Source organism: Microcystis sp. M090S1, assembly GCF_020246295.1.
Lineage (GTDB): Bacteria > Cyanobacteriota > Cyanobacteriia > Cyanobacteriales > Microcystaceae > Microcystis > Microcystis aeruginosa.
Genome location: NZ_JADBTF010000245.1, coordinates 1 through 16,137, shown reverse-complemented (window position 1 = coordinate 16,137; position 16,137 = coordinate 1). Strand labels below are relative to the sequence as shown.

Here is a 16,137-nt window from a genome sequence, read left to right as displayed (position 1 = left end):
GGGGTGTTAGGGTGTTAGGCTGTTAGGGTGTTAGTTGAAATTCCCCCACTTCCCCACTTCCCCACTCCCCCACTTCCCCACTTCATAATTCATAATTCCCACTCTCCCATCACCTCACACTTAGAGGACTCGATTAAGTTTGCCGCTTTGATAACCTTCTAGATCGAGGGTGACATAGATAAAGCCTAATTTTTGCAGATCAGCGACTAATTGGCTTAAATTTGTCCGATTAATAAAGTCGGGAATTGCTGCTGCTGGTAATTCAATCCGTGCCGTATCGCCGCTCGATCGCACCCGTAATTGACGATAACCTAATTTTCGCAGATAAATCTCCGCCCGTCCGACTCTTTGCAATTTCTCCAGGCTAATTTCCTCCCCGTAGGGAAAACGGGAACTTAAACAGGGTTGCGCCGGTTTATCCCACCAAGGTAAATTTAAGTAACGAGATAGTTGACGAACTTCGCTTTTTGTGATACCAATTTCCGCCAAAGGTGAACGAGCGCCGCGCTCCCTAGCGGCTTGAATTCCGGGACGATAATCCCTTAAATCATCAGCATTAACGCCATCGATGACGTAGGAATAACCACGAGCGAGAGCAAGGGGTTTAAGGGTGTCGTGTAGCTCACTTTTGCAGAAATAACAGCGATTAACGGGATTACTGGTGTAATTGGGGTTATTCATTTCCTCGGTTTCCACCAATTCGTGCAGAATACCGATATAATCGGCCTGAGCGATCGCTTCTTCTAATTCTTCCGGCAGTAGGGAAGGGGAAACCGCCGTAATTGCCAATGCTTGACTCCCTAGCAGATCATAAGCCACTTTTGCCACTAGGGTACTATCCACGCCCCCAGAATAGGCAATCAGAGCTTTTTCGCTGGTTTTTAAGAGGTTTTGTAATTGTCCGAGTTGATCAAGTAATTGACTGTCCATGGCGGCGATTTTGGCAACTGGTTTAGGGAGACCGTTTTTTATTTGGGTATAAACAAGTAGCTTAAACCACTTGTCCCAAGAATTTGCGGCAATGAGGTAAGTAGTAGTGCAAAATAAATTTCCTAGTCAAGATAGGCACTCATGCAAGAGGCAAGAGGTGGTTAGATATGTGTAATTAATTTTGCCTAGGTACTTAGTATAATTATAAATGTGTCTTAGCTTAACCCTCTCTACATGACAACAAATCTCACAGACTATAAACATATTGCAATTGATCATCGGGGAGTACCAATAATTGCGGGTTCTACCCTAAAAGTGATTGATCTAGTTATGGCACAAATAGCTTACGGTTGGACTCCAGCAGAAATTCACATTAACCATCGTGATTTAAGTATGAGTCAAATTCACTCAGCATTAGCTTACTATTGGGAACATAGAGATGAATTAGATCAAGCTATCCAAGCTGATTTAGAATTTGCCCAAAAAATGCGAGAAAAAGCCGGAGATTCTCCCTTTGTTACCCGACTTAAAGCACAGGGAATAAAGTAAGAATAGGCGTTTAAAATGTATCTTAGCTTATTGCTGATCCCAATTATTTTAGTAAGTATTTAGTCATAAACTTCACTTCTATGACCTACTCTAACAATAATAATTATCCTACTCTCTCGATCAAATTCATAAATAACCCGATAATCTCCTACTCTTAATTTGTAAAACCCTGACCATTCTCTCGTAAGAGGTAGGGGAGTTATCTGTTCAAAGTTGATAGCTAACCATGCAATTTTATTAAGAATCCTCAGTCTGATAAAATCTGTGATCAAATCTAAATCAGTTATCGACTCTGGTTCAAAAGTAACAGAATAGCTCATTTAAGGTTCTATCCCATATCTTTTATCCACCTCAGCTGCAGGAATAGTCGCTCTTCCTTGTAGTCTTTTTTGTTGGATTTCTAATAACTTTTCTTTAAAAGATTCTTTAACTTGTTTTCCCTCATCCGGATCACCAAAGTATTCATCTAGAGTATCATCTACTGTATTACGGATTAAACTTTGTAACTCTTGGGGAGTCATGTCTTTTATCTGCATATTTTCTCTAATTAAAAAAAGGACTTTGACTCGTTGCAAGGTTTTACCTTGCAACGCAGATAAGCGAGGTTCTACCTCTACTTATTTCTTTGACTCGTTGACTCGTTGCAAAGTTAGCTCGTTGTCGGACTATTCTTCGAGTTGATAGGGACACCATTGACTTTTGGTGGCAAGTTGGGCGTTAATAAGCGTAAAAACGCGCTCTAGTTCAGAAAGTCCAGCATACTCCGCTTCTTCGTCAACAGAGAGACTGTCAGTTTTCTTCTTAGCTAATAACTGCTCAAAACGAGATTGTAGCTCTGAAGTAAACCTGAATAAATAAATGTTACCAAATTCGCGGAGTTCAACCCCTTCTCTCATTAAAGACGAAGGTTGAATCATTAATTGGGGAGTCATTGGCTCTATTGATTGTTATTCCTCTTTCACCTTATCAGCTTAACAAATTGCCGAGGAAATGTAAAAGAATATTGATAATATTTAACCAATATCGGGGCAACCCCTCTGTAGTTGCCCCTGCCAAGGATAATTTATCCCCGACGACGAAGAGAAGCAGCACCCAACGCACCAACAGCGATTAAACTCACTATACCACTAGGTTCCGGGGTTGATACACCACCGCCACCAGCAGGAGTGATATCCCCATTAAGAGCCACAAACCCACCCCCGGCAACAGTAGCGGAGTTGACAGCAATGAACCAGACATTTGGGGTGTTAGCATTCAGTCCATAGAGACGGAACTGCACTGGGCCGGTTTGGGGTGCTAAACTGCTTAGGTCAAAGCTGTAGGTATTAAAGCTATTTGTTAAGCTAACTTGTGTCCCTAAATTACTGGTGAACCCATCAACACTAGAGCGCAAGACCAAATCTAGCCGCGTTTCATCTTGCCCCGCATTGAGTTGTAAGTTAGTAAAATCGACTTGAAAACCTGCACCGGGTTGCACGGCAAATTCGACGTATTGGTTGGTATCAACAGTGCTACCTGTATTCCAACCGCCAGAACTCGTATTACCCAACTTACCCAACAGGAAGATAGTCCCATCCAACCGAGTTATCCCGGCGGTATCTAACCCAGTGCTGGTTATATTCGCACCTACATTATCCGCCGCTTTGGGATAGGTTGCGGTACTGGCATTAAATTGATTCCAACCAGCTACTATTGCCGCTTGAGCAGGAGTAACCCCAGCTACTAACCCCATCAGAGTCAAGGGGGTTAAAATTGTCAGTAATTTTTTCATGGATTTGATGGCCATAATAGGACAGAAATATGGTCATATTTAACGCTAGTTTTGCGCCAATATTCTGCAACAGAAAGTATCACAAAAGGGGGGGGAGTCAAGGGTTATTTAATCATCATTTATTATGATTTTTATATTTAAGATAGTTGTGGGTTATATAAATATTTTTGACTGGTTGCCAGGTTATAGCTGGCAACGCAGATAAGCGAGGTTCTACCTCTACTTATTTCTTTGACCGAAATGATCACCTTCGCTCCTAGGTTCCCCCGCAATAAATTGACCTGGTGCATCTTACATTTGCAGGAATACCGACAATCAGCAATTATACTAAATCCGTTGAGTATAGGCTACTTATAAAGGAGAGAACCTCATGCAAAAGGGGGAATAAATAATCAGTTTTTAATAACCAGATTTAGTATTAGCTTGTTGGCGAATTTTATCTTTAATATAGTCGGGAATAGGGTTAGGATTCATGCTTCTAAGGGTGAAATTAATCCTCTTTTAACCGCTTCATTTAATCCTTGAGACTTCTTTAACAAGTTTATTTGATAAATTTGCATCAATGACCAAAGTTCCGTATTTTCAAAGGTTGATAAATCCCTCTCTTGTTGTTGATTGAGCAACTCGCTTAATCTTTGATCCTGTTCTGATGCCATTTGTAATTGAGTTAATTTGATAATTTCTTCATCTGATAATGAATTTAGGGATGAGATTTTTTCGCCTTGATAATTGGGACTAATAGAAAAAGCGATCGCTTCTACTAATATATCATTAAGATCACGGTTAATTGAATGGGCTAAGGATTGAGCTAGATTAAAAATCTCATCCGGTAGGGTTAAAGTAATTGAAATGGCCATAAGCCTTTTTTATGTGGGGTTATAGAGATATTATGATTATAGCTCAAATTCTTGTTAACCATAAGGATAAACTGGTTCAAAAGTAACAAAATAGCTCCTTTAAGCTTCTTTTATCAACCTCAGATTTCCAGGCAAGATTTACCGATAACTTAACTCACAGCAAACCCTGTTAACTTACGAGTTTCCAGATCGTAAAAAGCTAAAACTATATCTTCTTTAGAAATACCCTCCCTTAATAATTCCGTAGCGATCCCTTCCTCAGTCCAATCCTCCTCAATATAAATCTTCTCATTTTTAATCCTAATATGGACTTGAATATTCCTGATTTTTTTCTTGCCTTCCCAACCCATAAAAATCCAAAAATACTGATCATGTATCTCGTCAAAAACCAGACAACTTTCTTGATCTAAATTAGCAGAACCAGAAACCCATTCGTGATATTCTGTTAATACTTTTTTAATGGCATTGCGATATTTTTCTAGTCTATCCATTGTAAAATTTTCTCCTTTTCCATTTCAACAACCAGCAAAAGTAATTGATTTATTTTCACAATAGCCTGAATTGATTCTCGTTGGAAAAAATTTTCATAAATGCTGTCTTTAATGGCTAGATAAATTTGATATTCTGGTTCGGTAAGACTGATTAAATTTCGATATAAAATATATTGTCCTAAAGCTATTTCAAAATCTCTCATAGGTGAGGGACTTAAAAAGCTTTTGATTTCCACAACAATTTTACGTCCATTTATTTCAGCAGCCAAAGGTTTTTCTGCTGCTAAATCAGCAAAAATTCAACATCTTTATATTTAATTTTATCAGGATCAGCTAAAATACTCCAACCGTCTTTAATTAAGGCATTTTTCACGGCTTCATGGTAAATATCTTTTGCTGGCATGGTTCTAAAAAAGTAATTTTATTAGTTATATTTAATTTTATTAACAATCCTAAGTCTGATAAAATCGGTAATCAAATTTAAATCAGTTATTTGTTGATTCCCCCCTGGTCCAGTCATAGTAGGGTTAATTCATGAATTAACCCTACCTTGGGGGGTGCTGATCCCCCCTTCCCCCCTTGATAAGGGGGGTGTTGATCGCTGGGGGGATATGAATTAAAACCCACTTACTTAGGGGAGGATTGTTGATTACTTCCCTCTAGTTTTTTCGGCCCAAACTTTGCTGGGTAATCCCCAAACATAGATGAAACCTTCGGCAGCTTTATGATCAAATTGATCCTCGGCTCCGTAGGTAGCTAAATCGGGAGAATAGATAGAATTGGCTGACTGACGACCGACCACTTTAGCGTTACCTTTAAACAGTTTCACTCGCACCGATCCCGTTACCTGTTCTTGGGTTTTGATGATAAAAGCATCGATCGCTTCCTTTAAGGGACTGTACCACAATCCTTTATAAATTAACTGTCCGTAGGTATCTTCAATTCCCCGTTTATATTGGGTAACATCTCCAGTTAAAGTCAAACTTTCTAGGTCCCGGTGAGCGTCAATTAAAACTAATAAAGCCGGGGCCTCGTAAATTTCTCGGGATTTAATTCCCACTACCCGGTTTTCGATCATATCTAACCGACCAACACCGTGTTTACCCACTAGGTCATTTAATTGACTAATTAGCGTGACGGGAGCGAGATTTTCTCCGTTTAAACTGACGGGAATCCCCTGATTAAAACCAATATCGACGTATTCCGGCTCGTTGGGAGTATCGGCGATCGCTTTGGTCATTAAATAGATTTCTTCCGGGGGTTCCGTCATCGGATCTTCCAAGGGACCGGCTTCAATACTGCGCCCCAACAGGTTACGATCGATACTAAAGGGTGAGGATTTTTTCACGGGAGACTCAATCCCGAATTTTTCCCCGTAGGCGATGGTTTCTTCCCGGCTCATGCCCCATTCCCGGGCGGGAGCGAGAACTTTTAAACTAGGATTGAGGGCCATAATGCCCACATCAAAACGCACCTGATCGTTACCTTTGCCGGTGCAGCCGTGAGAGACGGCATCGGCCCCGTATTTCTCGGCGGCCTCTACTAATAATTTAGCGATTAAAGGACGAGCCAGGGCGGTAGAAAGGGGATAACGATTTTCGTACAGGGCATTAGCTTGAATTGAGGGAAAAGCGTATTCTTTGACGAATTCTTCCTGGGCATTGACGACTAAGGATTCGATCGCTCCGCAGCGCAGAGCCTTTTCTTGAATTGGTCCCAATTCGTCTCCCTGTCCTAAATCGGCGGCTAGGGTAATCACTTCTTCTACTCCCCATTCCTGTTTGAGATAGGGAATACAGACGGAAGTATCGACTCCTCCGGAATAAGCTAAAACCACTCTCTTGGCGCGTCCCATAATTTTTTCACCTAAAAACGACTAATTGATTACTCTTTTAATTTTATTATATATCTTGGGGATTTGATGCTTCTTTTTTAATGCTTTTTTGTTTAGTTTTTGATGAAGAAAAGGAATAGGAAGTCACGAGCAAAGAGCAAAAACTAAACGGGCAACCGGCCGCTATTTACGTTTACTGGCAGGACGACGGGAGGATTTTTTCGGAGCGGTATTTTGGGGATTATCGTTAGTTTTATCTTTAAATATTGGAATAGTAAAATGAAACTGACTGCCGTTATTTTTGCCCTGGGATTCTGCCCAAATTTCGCCGCCCCAACCATTAACGATCTGACGACAGATAGCCAGTCCTAAACCGGTTCCCCCGGCACTGCGTCGCAGGGCCCCCTCCTCTTGGTAAAAGCGATCAAAAACCTGTTCTAAACGATTGGGTTCGATCCCGCGTCCAGTGTCAGAAATGGTTACTTCTAGAGTTTTTGGCTTTCCCGAAGCGACTTCGATCGAGACATTTCCCTCGCGACCGGTAAACTTACAGGCATTATCGAGAAGTTTGGAGAGTAATTCCACTAACCACTCGCCATCGGCTAAAACAAAGGGCAGATTAGGGGGGACAAGATTGCTAATTTTTGGGTTGTCGTTGTCGAGATTGCGGGAGTGAACATGACTGATGGCTAATTCCACACATTCCGATAAGGATAAAGCTTCGGGATTCCAATTAACCCGGCCACTTTCTAACCGAGAAAGAGTTAAAAAATCTTGGATTAATTTACGCATTCGTTCCGCATCTTTCAGGGCAGTATCAAGCATAATTTGGCGCATTTCTGCCGGCATATCCGGTTCCGAGGCCAAACTTTCTAGACAGACTTGAATGGTGGAGAGGGGGGTGCGTAATTCGTGGCCGGTTATGGCGACTAAATTAGAACGAGTGCGATCGAGAGCGGCTAATTGTTCATTTAAATCCTGTAAATTAGCGTAGGCTTCTGCTTGAATGAGGGCGACTCCGATTTGAGTGGCCACCGCATCCACAAGGGCGACATCCTCGCTTTTCCAAGTGGTGGTATAGGGTCCACAGTGATGCAGTTCCAACATTCCCAAGAGACGACTTTGGTAAAGAATCGGTACTAATAACCAGGAATAGATGGAACATTCCCGCACCAGATTTTGAATGGAATCGCCGGGGAGACGGGGATCGTGAATAGCGTCTTCGATTTTCAGGGATTCTCTCAATTCCAGCACTTCCTGAAAAAGAGGATTATTTTTCAGTGGCCATTTTTGTCCTTTGATGGAACTAATGCCGGAGTTTAAAAATTCGTGTTCGATGGTGGCGTTAATGTCGGCCTCATGACAACGATAGACCACGCAGCGACAGACTCCCAATCCCTGCCCCAATTTCTGCACTGCCACCTGTAGGATAGCTTCCGGATCGAGGGAACGACGGATCGAGGCTGTCACCGAGTTGATCAGTCTTTCCTTGTGTTCTTTCGATGCCAAGGAACGATTGGCTTTCAGCAGTTTATACTGTCCCGCTTGCAAATAAGTGACCAATCGCTGGACAAAGGGATCTGGTTCCTCTTGATGATCCCTGTCCGTCAGTTCACAGATCAGGTATTCTTCTTGAGCGCGCCTAATTTTGTCGGCTAGTTCGGGACGATAATCGAGAATATGATTTAAAAGAATTTGGGCGGCCTGTTGACTTACATGGCGATCGCTCGTCCAAAGCCCCTCAAAACGGCGATTATTATCCATAGCTGCCCCATTTTCCCCCTCTGCTGTCAGATGGGTTCGTTCCCGACAGATTAAACAACTAGCATAATGGCGACTGATAACCACTAGATGCCATTCTTGGGCTAAACTGTCCTCCGGTTGAAAAGCGATCGTCTCGTAAATGTCGGAACTATGCTTAAAATCGGTTTCTGGGGCTGACAAAACATAAACTTGCCCGCTTTTGTGGGCAATGCGTCGGTAGCGATGGGCCTCTTGACGATAAAAGCGCTCACGCTGAAAACTGGCAATCACTAATGGTTGATCGTCTTCCGCTAAAACCTGATCCTCCATGGCGTGAGATAGCGCGGTCAGGGATGCTTTGAAGTACATCTGCGATCGCCATTGGGGGAGTAACTGCAACAGTTCTGTTAAAACAGAAGTTGATCTGCTCATCGATAATCTGTCTCGAGTCGGGTGTGACTAGCAAGCGCGATAGAGGGAACTAGCAATTTCTCCCTTGACCCTATCCTACAGGCTCAAGGGGACAAGAGGTGAGATCGTGACGTCAAGAAATTTAAACCGAGTGATGCCAAAAGTGAGCGAAATTATTCTAGCTAACTAGGTGTAGGCGACTTTCATTGCCCAAAGCATCAGAGCAATAATACTACCGATAACGATAATGGACGATATCGCCACTACTGCCGGTTTATCGGCCCCCTCGAATTTCATGATGCCACGATTTAAGTCTGACATTGCTCTTAACTCCTTTTCATGAGATGGATGTAGAAAGTATGAGACACTTTAGGATCATAAATTAGCTAACTCTCATCTATCCGTGTTATTAGAAATTGGTATCATTCGGCTGTCTTTAATCATTCTAGGCGTTCTTTTCGCCCTTGCCCTTTTCCTTGAGGCTATTTTAAGAATTGTCTTCGGGTTCGGTAATCCGCTTATTTACAAAGCTGATGCCGAAATTGGCTATCTTTTGGCTCCTAATCAACAAACGCGCCGGTTTTCCAATTTTATCGCCGTTAATCAGTATTCGATGCGGAGCGATCCGATTACACCCCAACGGCCCCCAGAGACGACGAGAATCATGTTAATCGGTGATTCGATCGCTAATGGCTCCTGGTGGACAGATCAAAAAGAGACCATTTCTGCTTTAATCGCCAAAAATTTAGGCCAGAATCTGACGAGTTCAGTGGAAGTTCTCAATGCTTCGGCTAATTCTTGGGGACCGCGCAATCAATCGGCCTATCTCCGACGTTTCGGCACCTTTGAATCCCAGGTGATTGTGTTATTAATGAACACCGATGATCTGTTCGCTTTAGCTCCTAGTTCGGCGGTGGTGGGACGAGAAATTAATTATCCCGCTCGCCGGCAGGCTTTAGCTTTAATCGAGTTGTACGATCGATATTTTAAGCGTTATCCTCCCCTACCACCGGTGCAAGAAGGAGGCGATCGAGTGGGCAATAATTTAACCGCTCTTGCCCAAATTCAAGCCCTTGCTCAGGCTAATCAAGCCCGTTTAATTATCGCTATTACCCCCCTCATTCGCGAAGCTCAAAAACAGGGGCGAGATTATGAATTAAAAGCCCGTCAAAGACTAGCGGATTTCACCAGCAACCAGCAGATTTTTTATCTAGATTTTCTGCCCATTTTTCAAGCCCATCCCAATCCTGATTCCCTCTATATCGATAATATTCATCTCAGTCGAGACGGTAACGAGTTAATTAGTCAAAAACTGACCGAGGCAATCAAAAATGTCTTTTAAGTAGGGTTTACTGAATCAGTTATCAGTTATCAGTTATAAATCAGTAATCAGTTATCAGTTAAGTAGGTAGGCGTTAAAAATTATCAGATCCCCCCGCCTATCGGCACCCCCCTTATCAAGGGGGGCAGGGGGGATCGAACCTAAAATCGATTTTAAATTTAATTATAACCAGTTACTTATCAGTGATCAGATGTGAGTTTTCAGTTTACATTTTTATCAGTTATCAGTTCACTGATTACTGTTCACTGATTACTGTTTACTGAAAATACACCCCACTTCCCTAACAACCATACCAAAGCTTTTCTATCTGCTTTGCCAGATCCGATAACTTGGAGCGATCGCTTGTATCCCTTAACAGGGTGACATGGCCTAATTTTCGACCAGGACGGGATTTTTTCCCGTACCAAAAAACGTGAGCGCCTGGAATTGCCGCTAAAATTGCTCTTTTTTCCCCATAATCGCCGTCACTATCCTCAAAACCCAATAAATTAACCATGACTGCCCCGGCAGATTTTAAATCCGTGGCTCCAAGGGGCAAATTAGCCACTGCTTGCAGTTGTAGGGCAAATTGCGAGGTAAGACAGGCAGAGAGGCTGTAATGACCCGAATTATGGGTACGGGGAGCGATTTCATTAATCAATACCTCTCCCTGGGAAGTGACAAATAATTCCATCCCGAAAACACCCACCGCCGACAAACTACTTAACAGATGATGGGCGATATGTTCGGTTTGAGCTTGTAATGATTGGTTAAGAGCGGCGGGAGCAATCACCCAGTGACAGACTTGCTCCTCTTGATGGGTTTCCACCACGGGATAGGTGACGATTTCCCCGGTTAATCCCCTAGCGGCAACGATGGCTAATTCTCGCTCGTAGGGAATATAAGCTTCTAACATCAAGTCAAGACGCTCTAATTGCGGCTTTTTGGCGTTTAACTCTTCAGCAGTGCGGATAATAAAGGTTCCTTGACCATCATAACCCTGTCGTCGCGCTTTCAGCACTAGCGGAAAAGGATAATTTTCTAGTTGGGATAAATTATCTATCGCCCAAAAATCAGGCACAGGCAACCCTAGGGAGCGTAAATAACATCTTTGCTCGTATTTATCCAATAGGGGGCGCAGATTTGCCAAACTAGGATAGAATTTCACTCCTGTGGCCGCTAATTCTTCTAGGGCATCTAAATTAACAAACTCATTTTCAAAAGTGATCAGATCACAATGTTGAGCTAGTTTTTTTGTGCCTTCCACGTCAGCTATTTCTGCGAAGACAACCCCGTCAGCTAAAGCAACGGCGGGATCGTCGGGGTGTGGTGTTTGTACAATTAGAGAAATGCCTAATTTCTTGGCTTCCTGTGCCATCATCCAAGCTAATTGTCCACCACCAATAACACCAACCCTTGTTTGCATCATTGATCACATCCTAAAGATTCCGGGGTAGAGACGCCGGTTTTTGAGTTTACACCCTCGGCTCTTTCACAGAGATTTTTGATTTGTTGAGCGTCAAGCACGGCAAAACTAAAATCAGCACCGTTGATGTTTACTCCCTCGAAAATGGTACGCAGCATGATCGCTTCGGCAAAAATGGCATCGCTTAAATCGGAATTTTTAAAGGTACTCAGATAGGCTAACCCATTGGTTAAGTCCGCTCCATGAAAGTTGCCTTCGATGATAGAGGCTCCGTTAAACACTGCCCCGCGCAAATCGGCAGAACTAAAGTTAGAATCTTGGAGATTAACGTTAGTAAATTGGGCAGATTGCAAATTTTGTCCCGAAAAATCCTTTCCTGTCAGATTCTGGTTTTCATAACTGGCATTGGCTCCTGTGACAGCAGCAGAACTGGCAGCTAAGGCATTGACAGGAGATAGGATAAATAGTATTGCAAAAAAAGCGATCGCTAATCGAAAGATAGTCTTCATTGGCGGCAAATTCCATCAGTGGGCATTCTTGATTTTATAGCAGTAAGTCATCAGCCGTCAGCTTTCCGCTGGCCGCCAGAAATTGCCGGCACACAAACCTTTATAATGGCTGTCTAGGCTTATACTGCCATGCAATTTGGTCTAAACAAAAATATTTAAGCCACGGGCCCCCAGTTTTCAGCTAAATAAAGTAAAAGACAAAAGTTAATTCATTTTCTCTCTCCTGACTTCTATTTCTAAGGACAATTTCTGATTTATACAAGAGGTTTGATGGATACACCGCAACTTTTATTCAATGGTTTAGCCGTCGGCAGTATTATTGCTCTGGCTGCTGTTGGGTTAACCCTTACCTGTGGCATTTTGCGTCTGTCTAATTTTGCCCACGGCGATTTTATGACTTTGGGTGCTTACATAACTTGGGTGGTAAATGCACAAGGGATTAATCTCTGGTTAGCGATGCTGGTGGGGGCAGCGGTGACAGCTATTGCCATGCTCATTGCCGAGAGATTATTATGGAAACCTATGCGCGATCGACGGGCTGATTCTACCACTTTAATTATTATTTCGATCGGTTTGGCTTTATTTCTTCGCAATGGTATTTTAATGATCTGGGGCGGTAGTAATCAACGCTACGATCTGCCTGTGATGACCGCTACAGAAATTTTTGGGATTAAAGTAGCTTTAGATCGCTTGTTAGTTATTGGTTTGGCAATTATAGTTATTATTGCCCTCCATTTGTTATTGCAAAAAACTAAGATCGGTAAGGCGATGCGCGCCGTAGCTGACAGCACCGATTTAGCTAGAGTAACCGGAATTAACGTCGAATGGGTTGTCTTCTGGACATGGATAATTACGGGAGTTTTAACTGCTTTAGCCGGAGCGATGTTCGGGTTAATTACTGGGGGAGTGCGTCCCAATATGGGCTGGTTTTTAATCTTACCAATGTTTGCCGCCGTGATTTTAGGTGGTATTGGTAATCCCTACGGAGCGATTGCTGGGGCTTTAATTATTGGTGTTGCCCAAGAAATTAGTGTTCCCTTAATTGGTTCTGATTATAAATTAGCCGTGGCTTTATTAATTATGATCTTGCTGTTATTATTCCGTCCCCAAGGTTTATTTAAAGGCACGGTTTAACAGTTATCAGTTATCAGTTATCAGTTATCAGTTATCAGATGTAAGTTTTAAGTTTGAAGTTTTAAGTTATTTATAGCGCTTTTCACGTTACTGAGGTATCGACAAGTTTTGCCAACAAAGGACTTAAGCCCCTTGCCCATGCCTCATTCTGATGAAAACTGCTATATTTACTGATTACTATTTACTGTTTACTGATTACTGTTTACTGATTACTGAAAAGCCCAATTTTTAATCCTGAATATATTCTTCTCCGGTGATTAAAGCGTATTCAGCGCGGGTAAATTCTCGACCTAAATAAGCAGCATGATCGAACATAGTAATCGGACAAGGTTGGGTTTCTTCGATCACTTTTACGGCTAATTCTTTGGCGGTTCTTGCGGTGTAAATAGTCTCAGGATTGCGATCAAGTTTTTGCCTAACACCGATAACTTTTCCCGTTTCTGGATCGACGGCTAAACCTTTTTCATTGATAATATTGCTGTAATGTTTGGCACAGATTAACCCGGCTTCTCGGTCTAGATAAATAATAAAATATCCTGCGGGATCGAGAGCGATCGGACGTTTGGAAAGTTGATTATCAATAGCCGTGATTTGTGATTTTAATTCGCTCATTTTCTTGACAAAATCACTTAAATATGTAGATGAAAGCAAGAGCAAATTATATCACATACCATCATCCTTTTTCTAGAGCATTTTGTAGATATAGGCCGTATTTTCTGTGAGCAAATCTGACCTACTGAGCAATAATACTAAATCCTGTTTAAAAAGTATAGGAGCGTGGGTAGCGCTGGAGGAGGGAGAAACAATCCATAACCTGAGAGTTAATCGGACTATTAATACTAAATCCGTTGAGTATAGGCTACTTATGAGGACAGGCAAAGGGCAAGAGGCAAGAGGCAAGAGGCAAAAGGGGGAATAAATAATCAGTCTTTAATAACCGGATTTAGTATAAAAACGGATTTGGTATCATACCAGCTGCAATGTGGGGGCGCAAAGCTCGCGCCCATAATGTATGGTCGAGAAATAACAGGCTGATAGCTTAATGCTATAAATCTTCTTCTACCAAAGCCTCAACCCGTCCTGTTTTGACCGCTTCCACCAAAGCGGCGTGATCTCGTTCTGTCTGCTCGGCATAAGCGATCGCAAATTCGCCCAGGGCTAGATCGAACTGATCTCCTTTTCCCAAATAACCGCTAATAGTGGCCGCGTCTCCAGATTTAGCGTGGGCGCGGGCTAAGGTCCAGCCACAGAACTCGGCGTAGCGTTGCAGTTGGGCGGCCGACACTCCTTCGATGGGTAGGGAAAACTTCATATCCCGCAGTTGCCGTAAATAGAAGTTATTGCCCCGTCTTCCCTGGGTCCAGCCTAAAAATATGTCGCTAGAGGATTGCATTAATCTCTGGCCTGTAACCACCCGTTGTCCCTGATTTTCGTACTGGCTCTTGGCGGTATAGGGTTCAAGAACCGAAGGGCAAGCCTCCTTAACTTGTAGGATGAGGGGATGGTTATCTTCCGAGAAAAATAGGGCGATATAACATCTGGTGCCGACACTGCCAATGCCTACCACTTTCAGGGCAAAGTCCTCTAACTGGTAGCGATCGAACAGAACCAGGCGTTCCTCCGGCAGGGATTGGCGATAGTCTTCCAGACCCTCACGCACGAGAGTCTCCCAATCCGGTTCGTTGACATGGTAGAGAATGGGCGGCTGATCGACAAAGCGATTGCGTCCCGCGGTTTGGGTGACGATCTTGGGGTAGAGATGTTCGATGATGCGCTCGCGGGCTTTTGTCATCATCTGTTCCCGTATCTTCCGCGTCTTTTCGTCGGGAGCCATCTCGATCACCTGTTCTACTCCTATGCGCGTGTACCACACCTCTAAGGGACTGAGGCGAGAATATTCCCGCAGGTGTTCCCGATAGGAACGAGCGCAATCGATCGCCGCCGCCTTCGATTCTCGATCGGATAGATCGCTATCCCTGCCGGCGATGACAAAGCTGACCACTAGACGCTTGAGATCCCATTCCCAAGGTGCGGGTAGGGTTTCGTCGAAATCGTTAATATCGAAGACTAAATTGCGTTCGGGGGTGGCAAAAAATCCGAAGTTCAACAGGTGGCAATCCCCGCAGGCCTGCACGATAATGTCGGTTTTGGGCGTGGTGGCCAGATCGTAGGCCATCAAAGCAGCGGAGCCGCGCAGGAAGGTAAAGGGACTCCGCAACATCCGTCCGTAGCGGATAGGAATCAATTCCTGTAATCGCCCTCGATTTGATGCTTCGATGATCTCGATCGGCTCTCGACCAGCTGCGGGGGGTTGCCAGATAGCGTGGCGAGAACGCGGCAATCGCTCCCGGAGGGATTTACCGATCTGGATGCGTTCCTCCCGTGAACGGAATCGAGCTTGAGAGGGTGACCGGATCGGGGTTTCTATTTGGTGGTTCATAGCGACTTTTTCCCCTGAATGAGATTACATCCCTTGCTGTTAGATGACTAAATGAATACAAGCAATAGGAAATAGATAAGTTAAGACTGATGGTTCCCCTTCTTGGATAACTTTCTAACATTTCCTCCTGTAGAGATAGCTTCTGATGCTCGGTTCAACAATTAATCTTCACTCACCTCTTATCCGGGGAAGATCAACATTATCGATGATAGATTTTTTTCTGGAATGGCTATCTCTTAAATTTGCCTAACTTTTAGCCCAATGGCAGCCCTACTATTTCGATTATATCTTGCTCAAAAATTGCTGGCGGAATGCTCGTAACAAAATTTTATCTAATGGTCAGCCTTCAGCCAGGGGCTAAAATCTCGCTCTTTTGTCGGGAAAAGGGGGGTATATTTCAGGTTAAAGGTGAAAATTTCCCCCTTGCCCGACTTCTGTAAGAAGTTTTCTGTTTATTTTTTTGGGTGATGATTTGGTAGTATTAGTTTAGGTCTGTGAACCGAGAATTTACCCCTAGATTGTCTAGAAATGAGCGATGAAAGTGTCAATCTTGAGCAGGGGATGATGGGGGTGGGTTACGATGTTGACATCCTCGCCGCCCTAAAAGTGCGGCGATTCCTAAACCTCACGATTTAAGTTTCTGCTTCCACCACCGTCGCATACCACAGTTAAAAAACCATGTACTGTCTTACACAGAGTCCACAGACTTTCGCCCCATTTC

17 protein-coding genes and 1 pseudogene are annotated in these 16,137 nt (G+C 43.3%); 3 read left to right on the top strand and 15 right to left on the bottom strand.

Annotated elements, in window-relative coordinates; genetic code table 11:
* Nucleotides 1-120 precede the first annotated feature (120 nt).
* Nucleotides 121-930, bottom strand: coding sequence for an ATP-dependent sacrificial sulfur transferase LarE (gene larE, locus IM477_RS11075; protein WP_287731734.1), 810 nt, complete (start codon nucleotides 928-930; stop codon nucleotides 121-123).
* A gap of 234 nt (nucleotides 931-1,164) precedes the next feature.
* On the opposite strand from larE, the gene IM477_RS11070 reads away from it, so the two are divergent.
* Nucleotides 1,165-1,479: a DUF433 domain-containing protein gene (locus tag IM477_RS11070; protein WP_287731733.1), complete on the top strand. Its 315-nt coding sequence runs from the start codon at nucleotides 1,165-1,167 to the stop codon at nucleotides 1,477-1,479.
* Between the two features lie 59 nt (nucleotides 1,480-1,538).
* On the opposite strand, the gene IM477_RS11065 is transcribed toward IM477_RS11070, so the two are convergent.
* From IM477_RS11065 to IM477_RS11020, 10 genes and pseudogenes are all read right to left on the bottom strand, one after another.
* Nucleotides 1,539-1,799 (bottom strand): type II toxin-antitoxin system RelE family toxin, encoded by a 261-nt coding sequence (locus IM477_RS11065; protein ID WP_287731731.1) that lies wholly within the window; start codon nucleotides 1,797-1,799, stop codon nucleotides 1,539-1,541.
* On the bottom strand, nucleotides 1,800-2,069 hold the full coding sequence (locus tag IM477_RS11060; RefSeq protein ID WP_242034614.1) for a hypothetical protein: 270 nt from the start codon (nucleotides 2,067-2,069) through the stop codon (nucleotides 1,800-1,802).
* Nucleotides 2,070-2,144: 75 nt separating this feature from the next.
* A complete protein-coding gene (locus IM477_RS11055) occupies nucleotides 2,145-2,411 on the bottom strand; it encodes a hypothetical protein (protein WP_052278253.1) in 267 nt (88 codons plus the stop codon).
* 131 nt (nucleotides 2,412-2,542) lie between these two features.
* Nucleotides 2,543-3,250: a PEP-CTERM sorting domain-containing protein gene (locus tag IM477_RS11050; protein ID WP_287731735.1), complete on the bottom strand. Its 708-nt coding sequence runs from the start codon at nucleotides 3,248-3,250 to the stop codon at nucleotides 2,543-2,545.
* A 470-nt stretch (nucleotides 3,251-3,720) separates the two neighbouring features.
* Entirely contained in the window at nucleotides 3,721-4,107 is a 387-nt protein-coding gene (locus tag IM477_RS11045; protein ID WP_052278256.1) for a hypothetical protein, read from the bottom strand.
* A 149-nt stretch (nucleotides 4,108-4,256) separates the two neighbouring features.
* Complete coding sequence (locus tag IM477_RS11040) at nucleotides 4,257-4,598, bottom strand: XisI protein (protein ID WP_287731729.1); 342 nt, start codon at nucleotides 4,596-4,598, stop codon at nucleotides 4,257-4,259.
* Nucleotides 4,586-5,001: pseudogene (locus IM477_RS11035) on the bottom strand (XisH family protein). The gene IM477_RS11040 and the pseudogene IM477_RS11035 overlap by 13 nt, the downstream one beginning before the upstream one ends.
* Nucleotides 5,002-5,247: 246 nt before the next feature.
* A complete protein-coding gene (locus IM477_RS11030; RefSeq protein WP_287731728.1) occupies nucleotides 5,248-6,453 on the bottom strand; it encodes an argininosuccinate synthase in 1,206 nt (401 codons plus the stop codon).
* A 162-nt stretch (nucleotides 6,454-6,615) separates the two neighbouring features.
* Nucleotides 6,616-8,607, bottom strand: coding sequence for a DICT sensory domain-containing protein (locus tag IM477_RS11025; protein ID WP_287731727.1), 1,992 nt, complete (start codon nucleotides 8,605-8,607; stop codon nucleotides 6,616-6,618).
* 165 nt (nucleotides 8,608-8,772) lie between these two features.
* Nucleotides 8,773-8,907 (bottom strand): hypothetical protein, encoded by a 135-nt coding sequence (locus tag IM477_RS11020; RefSeq protein ID WP_287731726.1) that lies wholly within the window; start codon nucleotides 8,905-8,907, stop codon nucleotides 8,773-8,775.
* A gap of 82 nt (nucleotides 8,908-8,989) precedes the next feature.
* Between IM477_RS11020 and IM477_RS11015 the strand changes: the two genes are divergently transcribed.
* Nucleotides 8,990-9,928, top strand: coding sequence for an SGNH/GDSL hydrolase family protein (locus IM477_RS11015; RefSeq protein ID WP_287731725.1), 939 nt, complete (start codon nucleotides 8,990-8,992; stop codon nucleotides 9,926-9,928).
* Nucleotides 9,929-10,208: 280 nt separating this feature from the next.
* Here the strand turns inward: IM477_RS11015 and IM477_RS11010 are convergent, their stop codons facing one another.
* The gene (locus IM477_RS11010) at nucleotides 10,209-11,336 is read right to left on the bottom strand and encodes a 5-(carboxyamino)imidazole ribonucleotide synthase (RefSeq protein WP_287731724.1); all 1,128 of its coding nucleotides are present in this window, start codon (nucleotides 11,334-11,336) and stop codon (nucleotides 10,209-10,211) included.
* Complete coding sequence (locus IM477_RS11005; RefSeq protein WP_045359278.1) at nucleotides 11,333-11,842, bottom strand: pentapeptide repeat-containing protein; 510 nt, start codon at nucleotides 11,840-11,842, stop codon at nucleotides 11,333-11,335. The genes IM477_RS11010 and IM477_RS11005 overlap by 4 nt, the downstream gene beginning before the upstream one ends.
* 270 nt (nucleotides 11,843-12,112) lie before the next feature.
* Here IM477_RS11005 and IM477_RS11000 point away from each other — a divergent pair, with 270 nt between their 5' ends.
* The gene (locus IM477_RS11000; RefSeq protein ID WP_287731723.1) at nucleotides 12,113-12,976 is read left to right on the top strand and encodes a branched-chain amino acid ABC transporter permease; all 864 of its coding nucleotides are present in this window, start codon (nucleotides 12,113-12,115) and stop codon (nucleotides 12,974-12,976) included.
* Between the two features lie 228 nt (nucleotides 12,977-13,204).
* On the opposite strand, the gene IM477_RS10995 is transcribed toward IM477_RS11000, so the two are convergent.
* Both IM477_RS10995 and IM477_RS10990 read right to left on the bottom strand, forming a co-directional pair.
* Complete coding sequence (locus IM477_RS10995) at nucleotides 13,205-13,588, bottom strand: DUF4346 domain-containing protein (protein WP_008197426.1); 384 nt, start codon at nucleotides 13,586-13,588, stop codon at nucleotides 13,205-13,207.
* Nucleotides 13,589-14,021: 433 nt separating this feature from the next.
* Nucleotides 14,022-15,416 carry a DUF2252 domain-containing protein gene (locus IM477_RS10990; protein WP_287731722.1) on the bottom strand — a complete coding sequence of 465 codons (1,395 nt, stop codon included), beginning with the start codon at nucleotides 15,414-15,416 and terminating at the stop codon, nucleotides 14,022-14,024.
* Nucleotides 15,417-16,137: the final 721 nt, after the last annotated feature.